The organism is Alistipes sp. UBA1686 (assembly GCF_002320215.1).
Taxonomy (GTDB): domain Bacteria; phylum Bacteroidota; class Bacteroidia; order Bacteroidales; family Rikenellaceae; genus Alistipes; species Alistipes onderdonkii.
Genome location: NZ_DCKA01000013.1, coordinates 66,468 through 91,689 on the forward strand (window position 1 = coordinate 66,468; position 25,222 = coordinate 91,689).

General features: G+C 59.7%; 19 protein-coding genes. All 19 read left to right on the forward strand.

The window, feature by feature from the left end:
• Window positions 1-3 precede the first annotated feature (3 nt).
• The 19 genes from B3C38_RS04830 to B3C38_RS04920 all read left to right on the forward strand — a co-directional run bounded on the left by B3C38_RS04830 (window position 4) and on the right by B3C38_RS04920 (window position 25,209).
• Window positions 4-744 carry a dihydroorotate dehydrogenase electron transfer subunit gene (locus B3C38_RS04830; RefSeq protein ID WP_349677384.1) on the forward strand — a complete coding sequence of 247 codons (741 nt, stop codon included), beginning with the start codon at window positions 4-6 and terminating at the stop codon, window positions 742-744.
• Window positions 738-1,697 (forward strand): dihydroorotate dehydrogenase, encoded by a 960-nt coding sequence (locus tag B3C38_RS04835; protein ID WP_286725884.1) that lies wholly within the window; start codon window positions 738-740, stop codon window positions 1,695-1,697. Before B3C38_RS04830 ends, B3C38_RS04835 begins: the two co-directional genes overlap by 7 nt.
• A gap of 17 nt (window positions 1,698-1,714) precedes the next feature.
• The gene (pyrF, locus tag B3C38_RS04840) at window positions 1,715-2,419 is read left to right on the forward strand and encodes an orotidine-5'-phosphate decarboxylase (protein WP_026318226.1); all 705 of its coding nucleotides are present in this window, start codon (window positions 1,715-1,717) and stop codon (window positions 2,417-2,419) included.
• A gap of 30 nt (window positions 2,420-2,449) precedes the next feature.
• Complete coding sequence (locus B3C38_RS04845) at window positions 2,450-2,710, forward strand: glutaredoxin family protein (protein ID WP_018695085.1); 261 nt, start codon at window positions 2,450-2,452, stop codon at window positions 2,708-2,710.
• A gap of 53 nt (window positions 2,711-2,763) precedes the next feature.
• On the forward strand, window positions 2,764-3,849 hold the full coding sequence (locus B3C38_RS04850) for a S41 family peptidase (RefSeq protein WP_286725891.1): 1,086 nt from the start codon (window positions 2,764-2,766) through the stop codon (window positions 3,847-3,849).
• A 19-nt stretch (window positions 3,850-3,868) separates the two neighbouring features.
• A complete protein-coding gene (gene pyrE, locus B3C38_RS04855; RefSeq protein ID WP_032136063.1) occupies window positions 3,869-4,501 on the forward strand; it encodes an orotate phosphoribosyltransferase in 633 nt (210 codons plus the stop codon).
• A 142-nt stretch (window positions 4,502-4,643) separates the two neighbouring features.
• Window positions 4,644-5,729 (forward strand): aspartate carbamoyltransferase, encoded by a 1,086-nt coding sequence (gene pyrB / locus B3C38_RS04860; RefSeq protein WP_018695088.1) that lies wholly within the window; start codon window positions 4,644-4,646, stop codon window positions 5,727-5,729.
• Between the two features lie 241 nt (window positions 5,730-5,970).
• Window positions 5,971-6,558 carry an RNA polymerase sigma-70 factor gene (locus B3C38_RS04865; RefSeq protein WP_070102160.1) on the forward strand — a complete coding sequence of 196 codons (588 nt, stop codon included), beginning with the start codon at window positions 5,971-5,973 and terminating at the stop codon, window positions 6,556-6,558.
• A 95-nt stretch (window positions 6,559-6,653) separates the two neighbouring features.
• Window positions 6,654-7,592, forward strand: coding sequence for a FecR family protein (locus B3C38_RS04870; protein ID WP_022332500.1), 939 nt, complete (start codon window positions 6,654-6,656; stop codon window positions 7,590-7,592).
• Window positions 7,593-7,755: 163 nt separating this feature from the next.
• Window positions 7,756-11,136 carry a SusC/RagA family TonB-linked outer membrane protein gene (locus B3C38_RS04875; RefSeq protein WP_286725900.1) on the forward strand — a complete coding sequence of 1,127 codons (3,381 nt, stop codon included), beginning with the start codon at window positions 7,756-7,758 and terminating at the stop codon, window positions 11,134-11,136.
• A 14-nt stretch (window positions 11,137-11,150) separates the two neighbouring features.
• Window positions 11,151-12,752 carry a RagB/SusD family nutrient uptake outer membrane protein gene (locus tag B3C38_RS04880; RefSeq protein ID WP_117508154.1) on the forward strand — a complete coding sequence of 534 codons (1,602 nt, stop codon included), beginning with the start codon at window positions 11,151-11,153 and terminating at the stop codon, window positions 12,750-12,752.
• 25 nt (window positions 12,753-12,777) lie between these two features.
• Window positions 12,778-13,920, forward strand: a complete 1,143-nt coding sequence (locus tag B3C38_RS04885; protein ID WP_286725903.1) for a glycoside hydrolase family 18 — start codon at window positions 12,778-12,780, stop codon at window positions 13,918-13,920.
• 8 nt (window positions 13,921-13,928) lie between these two features.
• Window positions 13,929-15,104, forward strand: coding sequence for a DUF1735 and LamG domain-containing protein (locus tag B3C38_RS04890; RefSeq protein WP_117508158.1), 1,176 nt, complete (start codon window positions 13,929-13,931; stop codon window positions 15,102-15,104).
• Between the two features lie 27 nt (window positions 15,105-15,131).
• On the forward strand, window positions 15,132-16,583 hold the full coding sequence (locus tag B3C38_RS04895) for a BT_3987 domain-containing protein (protein WP_286725905.1): 1,452 nt from the start codon (window positions 15,132-15,134) through the stop codon (window positions 16,581-16,583).
• A gap of 81 nt (window positions 16,584-16,664) precedes the next feature.
• Window positions 16,665-18,155, forward strand: a complete 1,491-nt coding sequence (locus tag B3C38_RS04900; protein ID WP_286725907.1) for a BACON domain-containing protein — start codon at window positions 16,665-16,667, stop codon at window positions 18,153-18,155.
• A 224-nt stretch (window positions 18,156-18,379) separates the two neighbouring features.
• Window positions 18,380-19,681 carry an MFS transporter gene (locus B3C38_RS04905; protein ID WP_286725908.1) on the forward strand — a complete coding sequence of 434 codons (1,302 nt, stop codon included), beginning with the start codon at window positions 18,380-18,382 and terminating at the stop codon, window positions 19,679-19,681.
• 1 nt (window position 19,682) lies between these two features.
• Window positions 19,683-20,690 (forward strand): glycoside hydrolase family 130 protein, encoded by a 1,008-nt coding sequence (locus B3C38_RS04910; protein WP_195664873.1) that lies wholly within the window; start codon window positions 19,683-19,685, stop codon window positions 20,688-20,690.
• Window positions 20,690-22,963, forward strand: coding sequence for a GH92 family glycosyl hydrolase (locus B3C38_RS04915; protein WP_286725910.1), 2,274 nt, complete (start codon window positions 20,690-20,692; stop codon window positions 22,961-22,963). Before B3C38_RS04910 ends, B3C38_RS04915 begins: the two co-directional genes overlap by 1 nt.
• 17 nt (window positions 22,964-22,980) lie before the next feature.
• Window positions 22,981-25,209, forward strand: a complete 2,229-nt coding sequence (locus B3C38_RS04920; protein ID WP_286725912.1) for a GH92 family glycosyl hydrolase — start codon at window positions 22,981-22,983, stop codon at window positions 25,207-25,209.
• Window positions 25,210-25,222: the final 13 nt, after the last annotated feature.

Consider the following 25,222-nt stretch of genomic DNA (forward strand, 5'->3'; position numbering starts at 1 on the left):
GGCATGTATAAGAAAGGCATCTATAAAATCCTTGCCAACGAACCGCTGACGGCGACCGTATGGCGCATGGTGCTCGGGGGGGACACGCAGTGGATCACCGCCCCCGGGCAGTTCGTCGACATCGCGCTTGAAGGCCATTACCTGCGCCGTCCGATTTCGGTCTGCGACTACGACGCCACGACGCTCACGCTCATCTACAAGGTGGTGGGCGAGGGAACCGCACAGATGAGCCGTATGGTCGCGGGCAGGGAGCTCGACCTGCTGACGGGGCTCGGCAACGGGTTCGACGTGCACAATGCCGCACAGCGCCCCCTGCTGGTGGGCGGCGGCGTGGGCGTGCCCCCGCTCTACAACCTGGCCAAGGTGCTGCTCGCGGCGGGCAAACGGGTCGGCGTGGTGCTCGGGTTCAATACGGCGGACGAGGTTTTCTATGCCGACGAATTCCGGGCGCTGGGCTGCGACGTTCATCTGGCCACGGCCGACGGTTCGGCGGGTGTCAGGGGGTTCGTCACGACGGCCATCGCCGAGTGCCGCCCCGAGTTCGACTATTTCTATGCCTGCGGGCCGCTGCCGATGCTGCGGGCATTGTGCGACGCCGTGCAGCAGGACGGGCAGCTCTCGTTCGAAGAGCGCATGGGCTGCGGTTTCGGGGCTTGCATGGGCTGTTCGTGCAAAACCAAATACGGCAACAAGCGCATCTGCAAGGAGGGGCCCGTATTAACGAAAGGGGAGGTCATATGGTAAACAAGCAGTTCATCGCACAAAACCGGCCCGCGGAAAAACCCGCCGCGGATATGTCCGTCTGCCTGAGCGGCCTGAGACTGGACAACCCGGTCGTGCCGGCCAGCGGTACGTTCGGGTACGGCAACGAGTTCCGGGATTTTTACGACATCAACATCCTCGGGTCGTTTTCGTTCAAGGGCACCACGCGCGATGCGCGCTTCGGGAACCCCACGCCCCGCATCGCCGAATGTACGGCGGGCATGATCAACGCCGTGGGGTTGCAGAACCCGGGCATCGACGCCGTGATCGCCGAAGAGCTGCCGCGCCTGAAGACTTTTTTCCATAAACCCGTGATCGCCAATATCAGCGGCTTTTCGGTCGAGGAGTACGCCTATTGCTGCGAGCGGATCGACCGCGAGCCGCAGGTCGGCATCATCGAGGTCAACGTCTCGTGCCCCAACGTGCGGCACGGCGGCATGTCGTTCGGCACGTCGCCCGAGTGTGCCGCCGAGGTGACGCGCGCCGTGAAGGCCGTGACGACCAAACCCGTCTACATCAAGCTGTCGCCCAACGTCACGGACATCGTTTCGATCGCCCGGGCGTGCGAGGAGGCGGGCGCCGACGGCATCTGCCTGATAAATACCCTGCTGGGGATGCGGATCGACGTCAGGAACCGCAAGGCAGTCATCGCCAATACGATGGGCGGTTTTTCGGGTGCTGCGGTCTTCCCCGTGGCCGTGCGGATGGTCTACCAGGTTGCCAAGGCCTGCAAAATACCCGTCATGGGGTGCGGCGGCGTGACGACGGCCCGCGACGTGATCGAGATGATGATGGCCGGCGCTACGGCCGTACAGGTCGGCGCCGCGAACCTGGCGAACCCCTATGCCTCGAAGGAGATCGTCGAGGCGCTGCCTGCCGAGATGCAACGGCTCGGGATCGGGCGGCTGAGCGACATAATCGGAATTGTAGAATGAACGTAAAATCGTACGATATGCAACATGACGTAATTATCGCCTGCGACTTCAAGTCTGCGGAAGATACCTTCAAATTCCTCGACCTGTTCAGGGGCGAGGCACGCAAACCTTTCCTCAAGATCGGCATGGAGCTGTTCTATGCCGAAGGGCCGGAAATCGTGCGTGAGATCAAGCGCCGGGGGCACAAGATTTTCCTCGACCTCAAGCTGCACGATATTCCCAATACGGTGAAGAAGGCGATGGCCGTTCTGTCGCGGCTGGATGTGGATATGTGCAACGTCCATGCGGCGGGTACCATCGAGATGATGAAATATGCCCTCGAGGGGCTCACGCGCGAGGACGGTACGCGCCCCCTGCTGATCGCCGTGACGCAGCTCACCTCGACCAGCGAGGAGCGTATGCAGCAGGAGCTGCTGATCGCATCTTCGATCGGCGACACGATCGTGAAATACGCGCAGAATACCAAGGCCGCAGGGCTCGACGGCGTGGTATGCTCGCCGCTCGAAGCGGGCATGGTACACCAAGCCTGCGGAAAAGAGTTCCTCACAATCACGCCCGGCGTGCGTTTTGCAGACGGTGACGTGGCGGATCAGGTGCGTGTCACCACGCCTGCCCGTGCGCGGGAGATCGGCTCCGACTTCATCGTCGTGGGACGCCCGATCACCGCCGCGGCCGACCCCGTGGCAGCCTACCGCCGCTGTGTGGACGAATTCTGCGGATAATCCGCGAAGTTACTTTTAAACAGTATAGTTATGAAACCGGTAAAACTTTTCTACCTGAAAAACTGCCCCTTCTGCAAGAAGGCGCTGCGTTACATCGAAGAGGCCAGGGCGGCGCACCCCGAGCTGGCTGCCGTCGGGATCGAGATGATCGAGGAGTCGGAGCAGCCTGCGCTGGCCGACACGTTCGACTATTACTACGTGCCGACATTCTATGTCGACGGCGTGAAGGTGCACGAAGGCGGGGTTTATCCCGAGGAGGTGGAGAAGATTTTACGCTCGGCACTGGAATAACCCTCCGGTCGGGAAGAACCGATCCGGGGAGCCGATTCATACGAACCTGCCCGATGAAGACCTTGCTGCGAATGTCGCTGGCGGCTGCGGCCGTGCTTTGCCTGCTGCCCGCCGGGGCACAAACCCCGGCAGGGGACGCTGTGTCCGATTTCGACTATGCCGTCGATGTCGTGGAACGCGCCTATGCCGGCTATCCGGACAAGACCGCGGGCCGCGAAGCGGAGTACGCCGCACTGAAAGCGCGGCTGCAAAGCGAGATTTCCGGCGACCGTGACGTCTATGATGCCATTGCCGAATACCTCGGCTGGTTCGACGATTCGCACCTCCAAACACCCGGTGCCGAAGCCTACCGGGCTAAGTCGCTGCGCCGCGATACGGACTATGCCGGGCGGATGAAGCGTTACGACCCGCAGTTCATGCACTGCCGCGTGGACGAAGATACGTATTTGATCCGATTCCCGTCGTGCGACCTGACCGATGCCGAAATCGCCGGAGTGCGGGCCGCTGTCGCGGCTTACCGCGCCTCGGGCTGTGAGAACCTTGTCGTCGACATCCGCGGCAATATGGGCGGGAGCGACAATGCCTATGAACCCCTGCTCAAACTGCTCTACGACCACGAAGGTACGGAGGATGCCATGGAGTACCGCGTATCGGATATAGCCATCGCCCACGTCCGGGAGTTTGCCGGGAATACGGAGCGGGGACGCAGGAAGGTTGCGCGTATGGAGCGAACCCCGGCCGGGAAATTTCTCGAAGAGGGCAAAACCTACCGTATCCGTTACGATTCGGTGTCGCCGGTGCCCCGGCGCGCCGCGCTGATCGTCGACGGCCGGGTGGCCTCGTCGGGTGAGCAGCTGGTGCTCGAAATCAGGGCGTGCAGCCGTCGTACGACCGTCTACGGACAGGACAACACGCTGGGGTGCCTCGACTATTCGAACTGCGAGATACTTTATTTCCCTCGGGACACGACGCGTTGGATGATCGTGCCCGTCACCCGTTCCAACCGAATTCCCGCAGGGCGCGGCATCGACCGGGAGGGGATCGCGCCCGACGTGCGCATCCCGTTGCCGCTGCCCGCGACGCTCGCCGATAACGTCGACCCGTGGGTCGAGTGGGTGGCCGGGGAACTGAAAAAATAACCGAAAAACGAAAATTACCATGGAGAAATCAATTGCGAAAGACCTGCTCTCGATCGGCGCGGTATTCCTGCGCCCCGAGCAGCCGTTTACCTGGGCCAGCGGTATCAAGAGCCCGATCTATTGCGACAACCGCCTGACGCTGACGGCACCTGTCGTGCGCGGACATGTCGAGGCCGGGCTTGCCGGGATCGTCCGCACCAAATTCCCCGGTGCCGAGGTGCTGATGGGCACTTCGACCGCCGGCATCGCCCATGCGGCCATCACGGCGACGATCCTCGACCTGCCGATGGGTTATGTGCGCAGCGGTTCGAAAGACCACGGCCGCGGCAACCGGATCGAAGGCAAACTGGAGAAGGGGCAGAAGGTCGTCGTGATCGAAGACCTGATCTCGACCGGCGGTTCCTGCATCGAGGTGGTGAACGCCCTGCGCGAGGCCGGTGCCGAGGTGCTGGGTGTGGCTTCGATCTTCACCTACGGCATGAAAAAGGGGCTTGAGCGCCTGAAAGAGGCCGGCGTCGTCAATTACAGCCTTTCGAACCTCGATGCGCTGGTGGAGGTCGCCGCCGAAGAGGGGTATATCGAGCCCGGGGATAAGGCCCGGCTGCTGAAGTTCCGCGACAACCCCTCGGACGAAAGCTGGATGGATAAATAGTTCGCTGCGGCCGCGCATTCCCGGCCGGGCCTTTCCTGCCGTGCGGGGATATGCCCGTCCGCAGTGGCGCGAAGCCGCGGACATGCCGGAGCCGATAAGGACTACGTAACCCGAAACCGAAACCGAAACAGAGAAGAAAAATATGCGACATTTAATCGATCCGACCGACCTGACGGTTGCCGAAACCGAACAGATCGTTGCGCTGGCGGAGGACATCATCGCCAACCGTGCCAAATACAGCGAGGCGTGCAAGGGAAAGAAGCTGGCGACGCTCTTCTACGAACCGTCGACCCGTACGCGCCTGAGTTTCACCTCGGCCATGATGGAGCTGGGCGGCAGCGTCATCGGTTTCTCGGACGCCAACTCGTCGTCCGTGTCGAAGGGCGAGACCGTGGCCGATACCGTACGTGTGATCCGCTGCTTCGCGGACATCATCGCCATGCGCCACTTCAAGGAGGGGGCGCCGCTCGTGGCCTCGCAGTATGCCGGGGTGCCGGTCATCAATGCCGGTGACGGCAGCCACAGCCACCCGACGCAGACGCTGACCGACCTGCTGACGATCAAGCGCGAAAAGGGGCGTTTCGACAACATGACGATCGGCTTCTGCGGCGACCTCAAGTTCGGCCGCACCGTCCATTCGCTCATCAAGGCGCTGTCGCGCTACTCGGGCATCAAGGTCATCCTGATTGCCCCGCAGGAGCTGCGCCTTCCCGACTACATGCTGGCCGAGATGAGCGAGAACTCGAAGCTGGAGTTCCGCGAGGTGGAGACCATGGAGGAGGTGATGCCCGAACTGGACGTTCTCTACATGACGCGCGTACAGAAGGAGCGCTTCCTCGACGAGGAGGAGTTCGACCGCGTGAAGAACAGCTTCGTGCTCAACCCCGAGAAACTCGGGACAGCCAAGGAGGATATGATCATCCTGCATCCGCTGCCGCGCGTGAACGAGATCACGCGTGCCGTGGACAACGACCCGCGCGCGGCCTATTTCCGGCAGGTCGAGAACGGTAAGTTCGTGCGTATGGCACTGATCCTGACCCTGCTCCGCTGGGCCGACCGGAACAAGCCGTTCGAACGGACTCCGGTTTTCAACGGCGAGTATGTAGTCAACGAGATGGAGTGTTCCAACCGCCGTTGCATCTCCGCCACGGAGGATGTCGACCAATTGTTCTACCGCACGGCCGACGGCACCTGCCGCTGCGCCTACTGCGAGGCCAAAGCCAGGTAACGGGCTGGCAATTCGGGCTGAAAGCTCCCTTCGGGGAGCTTTTTTTATGTCCGGTGCGGAAAAAACGGTTTTTTGTCAGGGATTTCCCGCGTTGGAGTGTTATTATATAAATGGCAGGGATTTATGGAATAAATTCTGTTGCGTTGCCCTACCCGGAGTTTGGCGCTGGCGGGTATGGCCGTTTATTTTTTGCGTTTTTAGGGCGCGGATATTGCAACACTTTCCTTATATTTGTTTATCAATGAATGAGTGTATGGAGTTGCAATCCGAGACGATTCTGGATCTGAAGGCGTTCAACCGCCTGTTCGGGGAGTACCAACAACGGTTTATCCGTTTCGCGGGCACTTATGTCTCCGATGCAGCCACGGCCGAGGATATCGTCATGGAGAGCTTTATGGCCGCCTGGGAAAAACGCGACATGCTTTCCGCCTCCGCCTTCCCTCCCTACGCGCTCACGATCGTCAAGAACAAATGCCTGAACCATCTGCGTTCGCAGGGCGTCCGCCTGCGTGCCGCCGAGGATATCCACTCCCACGGTGCGCGCATGCTCCGAACCCGCATCTCGACCCTCGAAGCCTGCAACCCCGAGGAACTGTTCAGCGAGGAGGCGCGGCGGCTGGTGAACGAGACGCTGGACAGACTTCCGGAAAAGACCCGCGCGATCTTTATCCGCAGCCGCTTCGACGGCAAAAGCTATAAGGAGATCGCCGCCGAAATGGGCGTTACGGTCAAGAGCGTCGAGTTCGAAGTCTCGAAGGCGATGAAAATCCTGCGTGTGGTGCTCAAAGATTACCTGGCTTATTTTATTTTCTGGTTTTATATCAATTGATAATCATTCGTTTAACTTGCTCCGTCCGGACTTTCCCTGAAAAAAGTGCGATTTTTTTTCAGGGATTTCCCCGGCAGGGGTGTTATCTCTATGTCATGGAAAAAGAATTACTACACCGGTTTTTTGACGGGCGCGCGTCCGTAGAAGAGGAAAAGCAAGTCCTCGACTGGATCGACCGTGATCCGGCCAACCGCAGGGAACTGCTTGCCGAGCGCCGTTTGTTCGATTCGATGCTGATGCTGGCCGACCCCGGACGCACGACACGCAAGCCGAAGGTTTTGACCCTGCCGCGCTGGACACGCGAAGTCCTCAAATACGCTGCGGTCATCCTGGTCGTTGCGGGAGCGGGGGGCATCTACGTCTCGCGGATGTATGACAAGTTCCTGTTGACGGGCAATACGATCACCGTCCCGGCAGGCCAGCATATCGACGTGCAGCTGCCCGACGGCACGAAAGTCTGCATGAACGCGCTTTCCGAACTGCATTACCCGACCTTCTTCATCGGGCGCGAGCGTAAGGTGCAGCTCAAGGGCGAAGCGTTTTTCGATGTGTCGCATGACCGGAAGCATCCTTTCGTCGTCGAGACCTATGCCTGCGACGTGGAGGTGCTGGGTACGAAATTCAACGTCAAGGCCCGCTCGGAAGACGGGGAGTTCGTCGCCTCGCTCGTCGAGGGTAAGGTGCGCGTGACGGATCGCTTCAATTCGAACAACCAGGTCGAGCTGCATCCGCGCGAACAGGTGACGCACCTCAACGGACGGCTGATCCTGGGGCGGATACCCGAACACGAAGGGTTCCTGTGGCGCGAGGGGCTGATTGCCTTCCGCGACGCTTCGTTCGGGGATTTGCTCGATGAGTTCGAGAAATATTACGGCGTGAAGATCGAGGTGCGGCGCCAGGATATGCCGACCAACCTTTTCACCGGGAAGATCCGTATCTCCGAGGGTATCGACCATGCCCTGTGGGTTTTGCAGCAGAGCGCCGATTTCCAGTATACGCGCAACGAATTGAAAGACATGATTTATATACACTGACCAACCTAACCTGATTGTAGTACCTAAGCCCAGATTTATGTGAAAAATTGCCCCAGACCTTAGACGAATGACGAGGCGTGCCCCGGACAGCGCCTTTAAACCCCTCCCCCGAGCAGGGCAGGGGATCCGGGAAAAACCAATAACCTAATTAACTGACCAACGTATGAAAATGAAAAACCAAGCGAGAGTTAGGTTTCTCTTGCCTGTTTTGACACTTGTATGCTGCCTTTTCGCGGGCACGGCAAGTGCGCAGTCCGTACCGGTAACCCTCCGAGTTTCGGACGCTCCCCTTGAGCAGGTGCTCAGTGCAATCGAAAAGCAAACCACCTACCTGTTCGTTTACGACAAGAATGTGGACGTAGCGTGCCGCGTGTCGATCGATGTGAAGGACACGCCGCTGAACAATGTGCTCAATACGCTTTTCCAATCTTCCGATATCGCTTATGCCGTCGAGAATACGTCGATCGTACTCTCGCAGAAAGCCCCGGCCGCACAGCCCGGCCAGCCTGTCACCGTGACGGGCAAGGTCGTCGATGCTTCCGGTATGCCGGTGATCGGCGCTGCGGTCATTGTCAAGGGGACTACGATCGGTACGAGTACCGGCGTGGACGGCGATTTCTCGCTGCAAGTTCCCCCCCCCTCGGCTGACGCCGTATTAGAAATCAATTATTTAGGCTACGAACCGATCGCACAGACCGTAGGCAGCCGCACCAACATCACCTTTACGCTCCGGGAGTCGGCGGTGGATGTGGATGCGGTCGTGGTTACGGCTCTCGGTATCAAACGTTCGGAAAAGGCGCTGTCGTACAACGTGCAGCAGGTCAACTCCGAGGACATCGTGGCCAACAAGGACGTCAACTTCATCAACTCGCTCAGCGGCAAGGTCGCCGGTGTGACGATCAACTCGTCGTCCGGTGGCGTCGGCAGCGCATCGAGGGTCGTCATGCGTGGTCAGAAGTCGATTTCGCAGACTTCGAACGCCCTCTACGTAATCGACGGCGTGCCGATGTTCACGACGGCCCGCGACGGCGGCACGGAGTTCGCCTCGCAGGGTACGACCGATCCCATCGCCGATATCAACCCCGAGGACATCGAGTCGATGTCGGTGCTGAACGGTGCGGCCGCTGCGGCACTCTACGGTTCGGATGCCGCCAACGGTGCCATCGTCGTCACGACCAAGCGCGGCAAGGCGGGCTACACTTCGGTGACCGTATCGAGCAACACCGAGGTGATGTCGCCGTTCGTCCTTCCCGAGTTTCAGAACCGTTACGGTACGGGCGATCTCAATTCGAGCGAAGGTTCGATCGTTCGCAGCTGGGGCAATCGCCTGAACAGCTCCAACTATATGGGGTACAGCCCGCGCGATGACTATTTCCAAACCGGCGTAACGGGTACCGAGAGCGTCTCGCTCTCGACGGGTACCGAGAAGAACCAAACCTATTTCTCGGCCGCGGCGGTCAACTCGCGCGGAGTAATTCCCAACAACGGCTACGACCGTTACAATTTTACGTTCCGCAATACCACCTCGTTCCTCGACGACAAGCTGAAACTCGACGTGGGTGCCAGCTACGTGATGCAGAAAGACCGCAACATGACCAACCAGGGTACCTACAACAACCCGCTGGTCGGCGCTTACGTCTACCCGCGCGGCAACGACTGGGCCGATATCGAAATGTACGAGCGTTACGATCCCGCCCGCCGCCTCTATACCCAGTACTGGCCCGTGGGCGATGCCGGCATGACGATGCAGAACCCCTATTGGATCAACTACCGCAACCTGCGCGAAAACAACAAAGACCGTTACATGCTGAACGCCGCACTCTCGTACGATGTGCTCGACTGGCTCAATGTCTCCGGCCGTATCCGCGTCGACAACAGCAGCAACGACTATACGGAAAAATTCTATGCTTCGACCTTCACGCAGTTGACCGAAGGTTCGAAAAACGGCCTTTACGGCATCACCAAGACCAAGGACAAACAGGTCTACGGCGACGTGCTGGTCAATATCAACAAGACCTTCGGCGAGGACTGGTCGTTGCAGGCCAATGCCGGTGCTTCGATCTCGGACATGCGCTACGACGCCATGAAGGTGCGCGGCCCGATCCCCGACGGTGAGATCACCGACGAAAAACCCCTGCTGGCCAACGTGTTCAACGTGCAGAACCTGAGCAACACCTCCAAGACCAAACGGCTGCAGGAAGGGTGGCGCGAGCAGACCCAGTCGATTTTCGCCTCGGTCGAGATCGGCTTCAAGAACACCTACTTCCTCACGCTGACCGGCCGTAACGACTGGCCTTCGCAGCTGGCCGGCGAGCATTCGGTGAAGAGTTCGTTTTTCTATCCCTCGGTCGGTGCTTCGGTCGTGCTGTCGCAGCTCATCCCCGAGATGCCGAAGAACCTCTCCTACGTCAAACTCCGTGCGTCGTACGCATCGGTGGGTGTGGCTTTCGAGCGTTACCTCGCCAACCCGCGTTACAGCTGGAACGAGAGCGGCCTGAACTGGAGCACCCAGACCCGGTTCCCGATTTACAACCTCAAGCCCGAGCGCACCAAGTCGTTCGAGGTCGGTCTGACGATGCGCTTCCTGCGCCACTTCAACCTCGACTTCACTTACTATAACACCAAGACGCAGGATCAGACCTTCGAGCCGAATATCTCGACCGGTTCGGGTTCCTCCAAACTGACCATTCAGTCGGGTAACGTCCGCAACCGCGGTTTCGAGGTCGCACTGGGTTACAGCAATACGTGGGGCAAATTCTCGTGGGATTCGAACTACACGCTGTCGGCGAACAAGAACAAGATTCTTTCGCTTGCCGACGATGTGGTCAACCCCGAGACCGGCGAGCACTTCTCGGTCGATCAGCTCGATATGGGAGGTCTTGCCGATGCCCGCTTCATCCTTCGTGAGGGCGGTACGCTGGGCGACTTCTATTCGCGCATCGACCTCAAACGCGACAGCAACGGCGCCGTCTATATCAACGAGAAGGGCGAGATCGCTTCCGAGTCGATCACCGACGTCAACAGCTACATCAAGCTGGGTAGCGTGCTTCCCGATGCCAACATGGCATGGCGCAACGACTTCCGCTGGCGTAACTTCAACTTCGGCTTCATGGTTTCGGCCCGCCTGGGCGGCGTGGTATTCTCACGTACGCAGGCCATGCTCGACTACTACGGTGTTTCCGAGGTTTCGGCCGCAGCGCGCGATGCCGGCGGCGTGATGATCAACGGCGGCGACCTGGTAGATGCCAACAAATGGTACACGGCCATCGGCAGCGGTAACTCCGTTCCGCAGTACTATACCTATTCTGCCACCAACGTGCGCCTGCAGGAGGCTTCGATCGGCTATACGATCCCGAAGAAAAAGCTGGGCGACATCTGCGAAATTACCTTGTCGCTCGTGGGGCGCAACCTGTGGATGATCTACAACAAGGCTCCCTACGATCCCGAGACCGTTGCGACGGTGAACAGCTACTACCAGGGCATCGACTATTTCATGTCGCCTTCGACGCGTAATATCGGGTTCAACCTCAGACTTAAATTCTAATCTGCACGATGACTATGAAATTCAATATATTAAAACCGGCTTTGGCTGCGTTGGTACTTGTCGGTACGGCCTGCACCGCCAACTACCTCGATATAAATACCAATCCTTACGAGCCCTCCGAGGACGACATGCAGACCGACGGCTATATCATCGGCTCGGCGCTGACCTCGCTCGCGAGCACCGTCGTATCGACCGACGTCAATACGGCGCAGTTTACCGATGTGCTGCTGGGCGGCCCCATGGGTGGGTATTATTCCACGACGGGTGGCTTTACCCGTACGATCATGAATTACAATCCGACGGACGACTGGACGAACGTTTTCATGTATAGCGACAGGACGATCCCGGTGCTTTACTCGAACCTGCGCGAGCTGAAGAAGGTGACCGACGACCCCATCGTACTGGCGATCGCCGACATCATCAAGGTAGCGGCCATGCACCGCGTGACCGACACCTACGGCCCGATCCCCTATTCGATGATCGGCGAGAACGGCCAGATTCAGGTGCCGTACGATTCGCAGGAGAAGGTTTACGACAAGTTTTTCGAAGAGCTGGATGCCGCGATCAAGGTGCTTACCGAGCACCGCACGGATGCTATTTCCGCAAAAGCCGACTATATCTACGGCGGCAGCGCCGAGAAGTGGTGCAAGCTCGCCAATTCGCTCAAGCTGCGTCTGGCCATGCGTATCGTCTATGCGAACGAGGCCAAAGCCCGCGAGATGGCCGAATCGGCTGTGAACAGCGAGGTGGGCGTCATCACGTCGAATGCCGACAACGCCAGGCTGACGTCGTTCGGTGCCGACGGCAACCCCATTTACGTGGCAGTCAACTACAACAAGCCCGCAGACTGCATGACGGGCGGCGATACGCATGCCGCAGCCGACATCATCTGCTACATGAACGGTTATTCAGACCCCCGCCGCGAGAAATATTTCACGCAGTCGGAGTGGCCCGGTCAAACCTATGTCGGCATCCGCCGCGGAATCGTGATTCCGCCTCTGGCATCCGTTGGCCGCAAGTACTCCGGCGTCAATATCTCGATCTCCTCGCCCGTCACGTGGATGAATGCTGCCGAGGTGGCTTTCCTGAAGGCCGAGGCGAAGGGTGTCTTCGGGTTCAACATGGGCTCCGGCGAGGCCAAGGACTTCTATGACGAAGGCATCCGCCTCTCGTTCGAGGAGTGGGGTGTGTCGGGTGCCGACACTTACCTGGCCAATACCACGGGCAAACCGCAGCTCTATGCCGATCCTGCGAACTCGAATTCTTATGCGCAGGAGTTGTCCGATATTACGATCGCATGGGATGAAGGGGCTACTCCGGCCCAGATGCAGGAGCGCATCATCACGCAGAAGTGGATCGCCAACTGGCAGCTGGGCAACGAGGCATGGGCCGACTACCGCCGCACGGGTTATCCCCGTCTGATGCCTGCCACCGAGGATGGAAACAAGAGCCTCGGGGTCGTCGATTCCGAACTCGGGGCGCGCCGTATGCCTTATCCGGCAGACGAATACACGACCAACAACGTGAACGTCAACAATGCGGTTTCGTCGCTTCTGAAGGGTGCCGACAACATGGCGACCCGTATGTGGTGGGATTGCAACCCCGCGATCAAATAATAACCAACCCGAACGCTAAACGATTATGAAACGAAATATCAAGAAATTTCTGTTCCCGGCCGTAGCCGTTGCAGTCCTCTCTTTTGCGGCGTGCAGCGACTGGACGGAGACCGAAAGCCTCGACATCAACTATCCTACGCTTGAGGAGCAGAATCCCGAGCTCTACAAGCAGTACCTGAAGGCGCTCCGGGATTACAAGGCGGGCGAGCACAAGGTCGTCCTCGTCTCGATGGACAATACCACCTCGGCTCCGGCCCAGCGCAACGAGCACCTGACGACGATGCCCGACAGCGTGGACATCATCTGCCTGATGAATCCCGACAACCTGCATCCGACCCTGGCCGGTGAATTCGCCAAGGTACGCGAGAAGGGCACCCGGGTGATCTACAACATCGACTATAATGCGATCGAGAAACTCTGGGAGAAAGTCCTCGCGGATGAGGAGGCCAACAAACCCGAAGACCCCGCGAATCCCAGCACCCCCGAGGCGACCCAGGACGAAGGCGGCGAAGGCGGCGGCGAGGGCGAACCGACCCCCGAGGAGGAGCTGGAGCTCCGTTTCCTGGAGTTCTGCAGGCAGCAGACCGTCAGTCAGCTGAACCTGTGTGCCAAATATGGTTACGACGGTGTCCAGGTGAACTATACCGGCCGTGCCCCGCAGGCTATGCAGGAAGAGGAAAAAGCGCAGTATGCCGCACGCCAGGAGGCGTTCTTCTCGAACGTGAAGACCTGGAACGAGGCCAACTCCGGCAAAGTGCTGGTCTTCCAGGGTAACCCGCAGAACCTCATCGACAAGTCCGTCCTGGGCGAATGCGATTATATCGTCATCCCCGCATTGACCGCAACTTCGGCCGACAAGATGTCGTTCGCCGTGCTGATGGCCGCCGTGGAAGATGTCCCGACCGACCGGTTCGTCATCGGCGTGACGACCCCGTCGCTCACCGACCTGAGCGATGAGAGCGGTTATTTCTCCGGCTACGAGGCCGACGGCAAGACACGTGTGCGTGCCACCAAGGGTGCTGCCCAGTGGGTCGTAAGCCCGGCGTCGGGCTATGAGAAACTGGGTATCTCCATCGCCAACGCGCAGAACGACTATTTCAACCTGACTTTGGTTTATAAAAACATCCGGGAGGCGGTCGACATCCTGAATCCCGCACCTAAAAACTAATGCGACCTATGAAACTCAACAAGTTAAATATTGCTGTCGCGGCTCTTGCCGCCGTTGCCCTGGCAGGCTGCAAAAACGAGGATCTTTCCAGGCAGCATTACGACAATAAACTTTTCATCTCGGCGACGAATTTCACCGACGAGATGCTTATCAAGGCTGCGAATCCCTCCTATGAGCGTGAAATCACGGCCGGTATCGCCAAGCCCGTCGGGCAGGACATTTCGATCGAGTTCGCCGCCGCGCCCGAGTTGTTCGACCACTACCGCCAGGCTTACTACGACGAGGACGTGAAGCTGCTCTCCGAGGAGTTCTACCAGTTCGATGAGACGAAGACCAGGATACAGGCCGGAAGCGTGGCGAGCGTTCCCGTGACGATCAGGTTCGTCGACGTGAACCTGCTGGACAAGAACGAGCGCTATGTGCTGCCCGTGACGATCCGTTCGGTGTCGGGTATCGACGTGCTGCCCAGTGCCCGCAGTGTTTACTATATCTTCAAGGGTGCCGCGCTGATCAACGTCGTGGCCGGTATTACCGAGAACCGTGCTTGGCCCGACTGGAAGGATGCCTCGCCCGTAACCAACATGCGTACCTTCACGCTCGAGGCGCTGATCAACGGCAATGCGTTCAAGAACCAGATCTCCACGATCATGGGTATCGAGGGCAAGTTCCTGGTGCGTATCGGCGATTCGGGCGTGGATCCCAACCAGATTCAGATCGCTTCGTCGAGGAACCTGACCAATTCGGATCTCAAGCTCGATGCCGGCCGCTGGTACCATGTGGCCGTGACATTCGAGTCGGGAAGCGTGAAGGTATACCTCGACGGTGCGGAGAAGTGCAGCGGCAACGTCGGTACCTCGTCCGTGAATTTCGGCGTGAAGCATTCCGACGAGTCGGACGGCAAGCCCCGTTGCTTCTGGATCGGTTATTCGTATGCCAGCGACCGTTATTTCGACGGCCAGATCTCGGAAGTGCGTATCTGGAACAAGGCGCTGACCCCCGAGGAGATCAATGCCCCCGACCATTTCTACCAGGTGGCCGCGGCTTCCGACGGACTGGTGGCCTACTGGAAATTCGACGAGGGAGCCGGCAAGACCATCAAAGACCAGACCTCCTACGGGAACGACCTTACCGTCGAGAAGGAGTTGAAGTGGGTGAATGTATCGCTTCCCGAGCTGGGTAAATAATCTGCTAACCTTTAACCTGAAACGATTATGAACACCAAGAAATATCTGAAATACAGCATCCTTCCGCTTGCGCTGATGTTGGGTGGGCTGGCCTTCACGGCCTGCACCGACGACATCGAGGGCGGCAAGCCTGTCGACGAAGGGGCATACGACGCCGTGAAGCGCGTCGACGGCATGTTGCTCGACGTGACGTCGAACAAGAACGAGTCGGTGATCGAACTGCGCTCGGACAAATACCAGACCGAGGTCTTCTTCCGCCTTACGAAAGCGCCCCAGAAGGGTGTCGACGTGAAGATCGAGGTAGATCCCGCTTATCTGGAAACTTATAATGCCGAGCACGGGACGGAGTTCCAGCTCTTCCCCGCGGCCGATGTCACCATCGAACGCGAGGGCAAGCTGCTGCTGGCCCCGGACGAGATCCGTTCGGTCGGGGTGGGCATCACCCTGGCAGCAGCCAGCGAATTGCAGGAAGGGGTGACCTATCTGCTCCCGCTCAGGGCGACCTCCTCGACCGAGGGCATCACACTCTCGGAAAAGGCGCAGCATGCGGTCTATCTGGTGAAAGACCTGCGTGCCCAGGGCGACGCTTACAAGGGCCCCGACGCCGTGAGGAACGTGTGCTATTTCGAGGTCAACGACACCAATCCGCTCAATGCGCTGGAATTCGTGCTCAAGGACAGCGGCAAGCTCTTCTTCGACGATATCATCCTCTTCTCGGCCAATATCAATTACAATGCGGAGACGGGACGGGTCTATGTGCTCAATAATCCCAACGTGCAGTTCCTGCTGGACAACAACGAACAGTTCCTGCAGCCGCTGCGCAAGCGGGGCATGAAGGTGATCCTCGGTATTCTGGGCAACCACGATGCCGCCGGCGTGGCGCAGTTGTCCGATATGGGCTGCCGTGAGTTCGCCAAGGAGCTGGCGGCTTATTGCGACGCCTATAATCTCGACGGCGTCGGTTTCGACGACGAGTATTCGAATTCTCCCGACCTGAGCAATCCCTGGTTTGCGCCGTGGTCATCGGCTGCCGCTTCCCGGCTGCTCTATGAAACCAAGAAGGCCATGCCCGATAAAACCGTCATGGTCTACTACCTGGGAGCCATCGGCAGCGGTATCCCCTCTGTCGACGGGATCGAACCGGGTATGTTCGTCGACTATGCCGTTGCCGATTACGGCGGAACGGCAGCACCGATGCAGGGCATGACCCGCAAGCAGTGTTCCGGTATGTCGATCGAGCTGAACCGGGGGTCGGGCGATTCGAGCGAATCTACGGCTCGTTCGAAGAAAGAGGCCGGTTATGGTTACTATATGTTCTTCGCACTGGGGCATACCACTTCGCTGGTAAACGATTTCGACGACTATCGGTTCCAGGTGGGCCGGTGCCAGTCCGTTGCCCGGGGCCTCTATGACGAGGAGCTGCTGATGCCCGAGTATTATTACAAAAAGAACGACGCGACGCGTTATAAACTGCCTTAATCCGATTGTGTGCTGTACTCCCCGCAGCACGACCGCTGCGGGGATGCAGTTCGATTGAGAACCTAAAACAACGTAGATTTTATGAAAAAGATATTTATAGCGTTTGTAGCGGTGGCCTGTGCGCTCAGCGCCTGTTCCGACGACGATACGGCGGACGACCTTTCCCGGGCCACGATATCCATTACCCCCGATGCCATCCCCGCCGGGCCTGACGGGGCGACGACGCAGGTGACCGTAACCAGTTCGGGAGACTGGCGGCTCGCAGGTGTCTGCGACTGGGTGCATCCTTCGGCCGAAGCCGGGAAGAGCGGCGATGTGGTAACCTTCACGATCGATCCGAATACAAGCGAAGAGAGCCGTGAAGCGACCTTCAAGTTCTTTACGGGATCGGCTGTCGCTCCCCTGAAAATCGTTTCGGAAGCGGGCTATTCGCTGACCCTTCTTTCCGAGGAGAATATGACTGTCGAAGCATTGAGCACCGATATCCAGGTCAAACTGCATACGAACATTCCGGAATTGGCCGTCGCGTTTTCCGACGGCGGCGGGGATTGGGTCACGTATGTCGGGCGCAACGACGCTTTCGGCAACACGGTCTTGAATTTTACCGTCGCCAAGAACCCGGATTACGATGACCGTTCGACCGTGGTCACGGTTTCGGGCATGGGGCAGTCGGTCGATATTCCGCTGACCCAGCGCCAGATCGACGCCATCAATACCGGAGACGGCAGCCTGATGTTCGACCTTGCGGAACGCACGATTTCCATCGACGTCGAATCGAATGTGACCTATCAGGTGGCTATTGCCGGCGATTGGATCACACAGGTTCCCGAGACGCGCGGCCTGGTGACCAAGACGCTCCGATTCCACCTTGACCCCGCGACCGTATCGCGCAGCGGTAAGATCACGATCAGCGGGGCGGGTATCACGAAAGTGGTTTCCATCGTCCAGAAGGATCCCGACGCGGTCGTGGTTAGCATTCCCGACAATGTATTCCGGAGTAAACTTGTAAGCCTGAACTGGCTGCTGGAACTCAGCGGCGGCCTATGCGTGGTGACCGAGGACGGGCTGAACGCGACCGAGTTCACCTATCGGCCGGGTTATTGGGACGATCCGATCCTCTCGCTCGAGGGCATCGAGATATTCGCCAACCTCGAAAAGATCGACGTGTACAACAACAAACTGAGCAAGTTCGATATCAGCAAACTCACGAAGGTCAGCTCGCTGAATATCGACTATAACGGCCTGTCCGAGATCGCGCTCGGCGACAATGCCGTCGAGGAGCTGAATTTCTCGGCCTTGTACCACTCAGGTAATTCTTGGGATTACATCGTTCCCTCGTCGCTGACCGTGTCGGGCACACACCTGAAGACACTGAAAGTGCCCTTCTCCGGAGGCGGCGGTTGGTGGGATCCGACCGACGTGCTTGCCACGATCGACGTGTCGGGCTGCCCGGCGCTCGAGACGCTCAATGCGCAACGTAACGCAGGTGTGCTCAAAACCATCTACCTGAAGCAGGGACAGGTGATTCCGAATCTGACCTACACCGCCGGCGCGGAGATCGTCTACAAATAAATCGATGCGCACGTGAAAACGACCGTGCAGTCGCGAGCCGCAAGACCCGCCGGCTGCACGGTCTTCTTTCCCGGGGAATTAAATCGCCGGCCCGTTTAGTAATCCGGCGCCCGAAATTGTATTACTTTACGGATGCAAAGATGATTACCGCCCGGAATACCGACCGTGTGCGGAAAGATTTTATTATCTTTGTGCATCCCTAACCTAAAACCGGAGAAGACCCGATGTCTGAAAATCTGAAAAAAACTTCGCCGCTGGCATGGGTGCCTACGGTCTATTTTGCCATGGGACTGCCGTTCGTAGTCCTGAATATGGTTTCGGCCGTCATGTTCAAGGATCTGGGGATATCCGATACCCGGATCGCGTTCTGGACGTCGCTGATCATGTGGCCGTGGACGATCAAATTCCTGTGGAGCCCCTTTCTGGAAATTTTCCGCACCAAGAAATTCTTCGTCGTCACGACGCAGCTCCTGAGCGGCGTGTTGTTCGGCCTTGCTGCGCTGGCGCTGCATATGCCCCATTTCTTCGCCGTCACGGTGGGGGTCTTCGCGGTGGTGGCCTTCAGCGGCGCCACGCACGACATCGCGGCCGACGGCGTTTACATGTCGGAGCTCTCGACCGGGGATCAGGCGCGATATATCGGCTGGCAGGGAGCGTTCTACAACCTTGCGAAACTGGTCGCCACGGGCGGCCTGGTCTGGTTCGCGGGCTGGCTCGGCAAGCGTTTCAGCGATTCCGGGGCGGCGACCTTCGACGCCTGTGTGCAGTCGTGGACGGTGGTGCTGGCGATCCTTTGCGGACTGCTCGTCCTGCTGGGTATTTACCACAGCCGCGAGTTGCCGTCGGGCGGAAGTGCGGCTGACGGACATTCGCTGCGGGAAGGGCTGCGCAGCCTGAAGGAGGTGATCGCGGCGTTCTTCACGAAAAAGCATATCTGGTATTACATCGCCTTCATCGTCTTCTACCGCCTGGGCGAGGGCTTCGTGATGAAGATCGTGCCGTTGTTCCTCAAGGCGGATACCGCGGTCGGAGGGCTGGGGCTTACCAACCAGCAGATCGGGTTGTACTACGGCACGTTCGGTGCCGGGGCATTCCTTCTGGGATCGCTGCTCGCGGGCTACTATATCGCCCACCGCGGGCTGAGGCGCTCGCTCTTCACGCTGTGCTGCATTTTCAACCTTCCGTTCGCGGTCTATGCGCTGCTGGCATGGTTTCAGCCGCAGTCGATGTGGCTGATCGGGGGTGGCATCGTCGTGGAGTACTTCGGCTACGGGTTCGGGTTCGTGGGTCTTACGCTCTTCATGATGCAGCAGGTCGCCCCGGGGCGGCACCAGATGGCGCACTACGCCTTCGCGTCGGGCATCATGAACCTTTCGGTGATGCTCACCGGGGCCGTTTCGGGTTACCTGAGCGACTGGAAGGGCTACGGCGTCTTCTTCATTGTGGTCATGCTGGCGACGATCCCGGCCTTTGTGATGACCTGGTTCGTACCATTCACCTATGACGATAAACCAACAACCAAATAACATGAACAATCTGAAAATCGTAGGCCCGGCGCTGCCGGATATGCCGTGGGAAGAGCGTCCCGCCGGCTCCAAGGAGGTTATGTGGCGTTATTCGGCCAACCCGATCATCGGGCGCGACGCGCTTTCGACCTCGAACAGCATTTTCAATTCGGCGGTCGTTCCGTTCAAGAAGGGCAAGTATAATTATGCGGGCGTGTTCCGCTGCGACGACACCAACCGTCGCATGCGCATCCACGCGGGCTTCTCGGTGGACGGCATCGACTGGGACATCCGCGAGGAGGACTTCAAACTGGTGGGCGGCGACGCCGAAATCGGCCAATGGGTCTACGGTTACGACCCGCGTGTGGCCAAGATCGGGGACAAATACTACGTGACGTGGTGCAACGGTTACCACGGCCCGACGATCGGCGTGGCGTGGACGGAGGATTTCGAGACGTTCCACCAGCTGGAAAACGCCTTCATCCCGTTCAACCGCAACGGTGTGCTGTTTCCCCGCAAGATCGGCGGGAAATTCGCGATGCTTTCGCGTCCGAGCGACAACGGGCATACGGCGTTCGGCGACATTTTCTATTCCGAGTCGCCCGACATGGAGTTCTGGGGACGCCACCGCCACGTGATGTCGCCCGCGGCGTTCGAGGTTTCGGCCTGGCAGTGCATGAAGATCGGCGCGGGGCCCGTGCCCATCGAGACCAGCGAAGGGTGGCTGTTGTTCTACCACGGGGTGCTCCGTTCGTGCAACGGCTACGTCTATGCGTTCGGCTCGGCATTGCTCGACCTGGACGAGCCGTGGAAAGTCATTGCCCGCAGCGGCCCGTACCTGATCTCCCCGCGTGAGACGTACGAGTGCACGGGCGACGTTCCGAACGTGACGTTCCCCTGCGCTGCGCTGCACGACCCCGCGACGGGGCGCGTTGCGGTCTACTACGGGTGTGCGGACACGGTTACGGGGCTTGCTTTCGGTTATATCCCGGAGATCATCGACTTCACCCGCAAAAACAATATACGCTGATGCCGCTGCGACGAACGCTTCCCGTTGCGGCGCTCGCCGCAGTCATCCTCTGCGCGCCGCTGCGTGCGCAGGAGCCTGCCGATTGGGTCGACCCGTTCATCGGGACGACCAATTTCGGGACGACCAACCCCGGCGCCGTATGCCCCAACGGGATGATGTCGGTGGTTCCGTTCAACGTGATGGGCTCTGACGAGAACCTCTACGATAAGGACGCCCGGTGGTGGTCGGCGCCCTATGAGTACCGCAACAAGTTCTTCACGGGCTTTGCACACGTCACCCTGAGCGGCGTAGGATGCCCCGAGCTGGGCTCGCTGCTGGTAATGCCGACGGCGGGTGCGCTGGACGTCGATTACCGCAACTACGGCAGCGCATATACCAGCCAGACGGCCTCGCCGGGCTACTATTCGAACCTGCTGACCAAGTACGGCATCCGCACCGAGGTGACGGCCACGCCGCGCACGTCGGCCGAGCGCTATACCTTTCCGGAGGGTACGGGACATATTCTGTTAAACCTGGGCGAAGGGCTTACCAACGAGTCGGGAGCCTGGGTGCGCCGCGTGAACGACACCGAGGTCGAGGGCATGAAACTGCTGGGCACGTTCTGCTACAACCCGCAGGCGGTGTTCCCGGTCTATTTCGTGATGCGCGTCTCGAAACGCCCCGCGGCTACCGGCTTCTGGAAGAAGCAACCCCCGAAACAGGGCGTCGAAGCCGAATGGGACAAGGATGCCGGCAACTACAAGCTCTATACGCAATACGGCAAGGACATTGCCGGCGACGACGTCGGCGTGTGGTTCTCCTACGACATGCAGCCGGGCGAGCAGGTCGAGGTGCGCATGGGCGTTTCGTTCGTGTCGGCCGAGAACGCCCGCCTGAACCTCGAAGCCGAGCAGCAGGGGCGCTCGTTCGACGACATTCGCGCGGCCGCACGCCGCACGTGGAACGACGACTTGGGGCGCATCCGCGTCGAGGGCGGTACCGAAGCGCAGAAGAAGGTCTTCTATACGGGGCTTTACCATGCGCTGATCCACCCCAACGTGCTGAGCGACGTCAACGGCGAATACCCCGCGATGGAGAGCGCCGAGATCCGCACGGCCGAGGGCAACCGCTATACGGTCTTCTCGCTGTGGGATACTTACCGCAACCTGCACCAGCTGCTGACGCTGGTCTACCCCGAACGCCAACTGGAGATGGTGCGCTCGATGGTCGGCATGTACCGGGAGTGGGGCTGGCTCCCCAAGTGGGAACTTTACGGCCGTGAAACCTTCACCATGGAGGGCGACCCGTCGATCCCCGTGATCGTCGATACCTGGATGAAGGGGCTGCGCGATTTCGATATGGACGCCGCCTACGAGGCGATGCGCAAGTCGGCCACGACGCCGGGCGCGCGGAACAGGATGCGCCCCGACATCGACCCCTACATCGAAAAAGGCTATGTGCCGCTGGGCTTCTACGCCCGCGACCTTTCGGGTGACAACTCCGTGTCGCACGCCCTGGAATACTATATCGCCGACCACGCGCTGTCGCTGCTGGCCGACTCGCTCGGCAAAAAAGACGACGCGGCGCTGTTCCGCGCCCGCTCGCTCGGCTATAAGAACTATTACAGCACCGAGTCGGGCACGTTCCGTCCGATTACCAAGGAGGGTAAGTTCCTCACGCCCTTCGACCCGCGCCAGGGCGAGAATTTCGAACCCGTCCCCGGCTTCCACGAAGGTTCGGCCTGGAACTATACGTTCTACGTCCCGCACGACGTGGCCGGACTGGCCCGGCTGATGGGCGGCAGGCGCCGATTCATCGACAAGCTGCAGATGGTCTTCGACCAGGGGCTGTACGACCCGGCGAACGAACCCGACATCGCCTATCCTTACCTGTTCAGCTATTTCCGGGGCGAGGAGTGGCGTACGCAGCGCGAGGTGCGGCGTTTGCTGGACAGGTACTTTACGACAGCCCCCGACGGCATCCCCGGCAACGACGACACGGGCACCATGTCGGCGTGGGCGGTCTTCTCGATGATGGGCCTCTACCCGGACTGCCCGGGGGAGCCTTACTATACGCTTACATCGCCTGTTTTCGACAAGGTGACCGTTACGCTCGACCCGAAATACTATCCGGCCGGGGAGCTCGTTATAGAAACGGAACGCTCCGGAGCCGGCGACGTCTACATCGGCTCGATGACCCTCGGCGGCAGACCGCTGAAGAAATACCGCATTTCGCATGGCGAACTGGTGGGCGGCGGTCGGCTGGTTTTCGGATTGCAACCCGAACGCAAATAAAAACAACATATGTCCCTATGAATTTAAAATCTCTCTCAGCTCTCGGCGCAGGCCTGCTTTTGGCGGCCTGCTCGCAGGCACCCCGTACGGATTCGCTGACGCAGTATGTCGACATGCGTATCGGCACGGGCGGCCACGGCCATGTATTCATGGGCGCCAACGTCCCGTACGGCGCCGTACAGCTCGGCCCCACGAGCATCCCGCAGTCGTGGGACTGGACGTCGGGCTACCACATTTCCGACACGACGGTCATCGGTTTCAGCCACACCCACCTGAACGGCACCGGTATCGGCGACCTGTTCGATGTCACGGTGATGCCCGTCGTGGGGCAGGTGACCTATGCCCGCGGCACGGAGGACGACCCGCAGTCGGGCATGTGGTCGTATTTCAGCCACGCCAATGAAAAGGCCCGCCCGGGCTATTACGCCACGCGGCTCGACCGCTACGGCATCGACGTGGAGCTGACCGCCACCAAGCGCGTCGGCCTGCACAAATATACCTTCCCGGCATCGGTCGATGCCGCCGTGGTCTTCGACCTCGAGAACGGCGGTTGCTGGGATGCCCCGACCGAAACCTTCATCGAGCGTGCCGACGACCATACGATCAGCGGCTACCGCTACTCGACGGGCTGGGCGAAAGACCAGCGGGTCTATTTCACGGCCGAATTCTCCAAACCCTTCAAGTCGCTGGCCATTTACGAGGGCGGCGAGGGCGGCGGCCTGCGCGAAGGCGACAGCTTCAGGGCGGAGCGCCTTTACGGCCGGGTCGGTTTCGACACTTCGGCCGGAGAGACGATCTATGTCAAGGTCGCCATTTCGCCCGTGAGCATCGAGAATGCACGCCTGAACATGCAGGCCGAGCTTCCCGGCTGGGACTTCGAAGCGACGGCCGCAGCCGCCGACCGGGCGTGGAACGCCGAGTTGCAGAAGGTGCGCATCGAGACTTCGGACGACGCCGCACGCCGCATTTTCTATACGGCGCTTTACCACACGATGGTCGCCCCGTCCGAATTCTGCGACGTGAACGGCGACTACCGCGGTTCCGACGGCAAAACATACCGCGCCGCACCGTTCGTGAACTATACGACCTTCTCGCTGTGGGACACCTACCGCGCCGCCCAGCCGCTGATGACGATCCTCCACCCCGAGAAGATGCCCGACATCGCCAATACGATGCTCCATATCTACCGGCAGCAGGGCAAGCTGCCCGTATGGCACCTGATGGGTAACGAAACCGACTGCATGGTCGGCAATCCCGGTATCCCGGCTCTGGCCGATGCCGTGCTCAAAGGCTACGGCGGCTTCGACAGGGAGCAGGCCTACGAGGCGCTCAAGCAGTCGGCGATGCTCGGCGAGCGGGGTATGGATCTGCGCATGAAATACGGCTATATCCCCTGCGACCTCTTCAACGAGGCGGTGGCTTACGACATGGAGTACGCCCTCGCCGACTGGGCCGTGGCACAGGTCGCCAAAGAGCTGGGCAAGACTGCGGATTACGACCATTTCCTCGAACGAAGCAAATCCTACCGCCATTTCTTCGATCCGCAGACCCGCTTCATGCGCGGCCTCGATTCGAAAGGCCGGTTCCGCACGCCGTTCAATCCCTTCGCCTCGACCCACCGCGAGGACGACTACTGCGAGGGCAACGCATGGCAGTACACCTGGCTCGTGCCGCACGACGTCGAGGGGCTGATCGGCTGTTTCGGCGGCAAGGAAGCCTTCACCGGGAAACTCGACTCGCTCTTCGTCGTCAGCTCCGTGCTCGAGGGAGCCGCCTCGCCCGACATCTCGGGCCTGATCGGTCAGTACGCCCACGGCAACGAACCCAGCCACCACGTCGTCTACCTCTACACGATGATCGGTCAGCCGTGGAAGACCGCCGACAAGGTGCGCGAGATACTGACGACGCTCTACCACGACCGGCCCGACGGGCTTTCGGGCAACGAGGACGTGGGGCAGATGTCGGCATGGTACGTCCTCTCGTCGCTGGGTTTCTACCAGGTCGAACCCGCCGGGGGCCGCTATTTCTTCGGCTCGCCGCTCTTCGACAAGGCTGAAGTGCGTGTCCGCGACGGCGTGCTGACCGTCACGGCGCATAACAATTCCGCCGCGAACAAATACATCCAGGCGGTGAAGCTCAACGGCAAGCCGTATACGAAACCCTATATTGCCTTCGACGACATCGCCGCGGGCGGTGTGCTCGAATTCGAGATGGGTGCCGAACCCGCAGTGTGGTATGAACTCTAAACATCGGAAGGCC

Excerpts from the sequence above, each read along its gene's own strand:
- B3C38_RS04900 (WP_286725907.1), top strand. The coding sequence starts at position 16,665 with ATGAAAAAGATATTTATAGCGTTTGTAGCGGTGGCCTGTGCGCTCAGC.
- B3C38_RS04895 (WP_286725905.1), top strand. The coding sequence starts at position 15,132 with ATGAACACCAAGAAATATCTGAAATACAGCATCCTTCCGCTTGCGCTG.
- B3C38_RS04920 (WP_286725912.1), top strand. The coding sequence starts at position 22,981 with ATGAATTTAAAATCTCTCTCAGCTCTCGGCGCAGGCCTGCTTTTGGCG.
- B3C38_RS04890 (WP_117508158.1), top strand. The coding sequence starts at position 13,929 with ATGAAACTCAACAAGTTAAATATTGCTGTCGCGGCTCTTGCCGCCGTT.
- B3C38_RS04870 (WP_022332500.1), top strand. The coding sequence starts at position 6,654 with ATGGAAAAAGAATTACTACACCGGTTTTTTGACGGGCGCGCGTCCGTA.
- B3C38_RS04880 (WP_117508154.1), top strand. The coding sequence starts at position 11,151 with ATGAAATTCAATATATTAAAACCGGCTTTGGCTGCGTTGGTACTTGTC.
- B3C38_RS04910 (WP_195664873.1), top strand. The coding sequence starts at position 19,683 with ATGAACAATCTGAAAATCGTAGGCCCGGCGCTGCCGGATATGCCGTGG.
- B3C38_RS04835 (WP_286725884.1), top strand. The coding sequence starts at position 738 with ATGGTAAACAAGCAGTTCATCGCACAAAACCGGCCCGCGGAAAAACCC.
- pyrE (WP_032136063.1), top strand. The coding sequence starts at position 3,869 with ATGGAGAAATCAATTGCGAAAGACCTGCTCTCGATCGGCGCGGTATTC.
- B3C38_RS04850 (WP_286725891.1), top strand. The coding sequence starts at position 2,764 with ATGAAGACCTTGCTGCGAATGTCGCTGGCGGCTGCGGCCGTGCTTTGC.
- B3C38_RS04875 (WP_286725900.1), top strand. The coding sequence starts at position 7,756 with ATGAAAATGAAAAACCAAGCGAGAGTTAGGTTTCTCTTGCCTGTTTTG.
- B3C38_RS04845 (WP_018695085.1), top strand. The coding sequence starts at position 2,450 with ATGAAACCGGTAAAACTTTTCTACCTGAAAAACTGCCCCTTCTGCAAG.
- B3C38_RS04885 (WP_286725903.1), top strand. The coding sequence starts at position 12,778 with ATGAAACGAAATATCAAGAAATTTCTGTTCCCGGCCGTAGCCGTTGCA.
- B3C38_RS04865 (WP_070102160.1), top strand. The coding sequence starts at position 5,971 with ATGAATGAGTGTATGGAGTTGCAATCCGAGACGATTCTGGATCTGAAG.
- B3C38_RS04915 (WP_286725910.1), top strand. The coding sequence starts at position 20,690 with ATGCCGCTGCGACGAACGCTTCCCGTTGCGGCGCTCGCCGCAGTCATC.
- B3C38_RS04830 (WP_349677384.1), top strand. The coding sequence starts at position 4 with ATGTATAAGAAAGGCATCTATAAAATCCTTGCCAACGAACCGCTGACG.
- pyrB (WP_018695088.1), top strand. The coding sequence starts at position 4,644 with ATGCGACATTTAATCGATCCGACCGACCTGACGGTTGCCGAAACCGAA.
- pyrF (WP_026318226.1), top strand. The coding sequence starts at position 1,715 with ATGCAACATGACGTAATTATCGCCTGCGACTTCAAGTCTGCGGAAGAT.
- B3C38_RS04905 (WP_286725908.1), top strand. The coding sequence starts at position 18,380 with ATGTCTGAAAATCTGAAAAAAACTTCGCCGCTGGCATGGGTGCCTACG.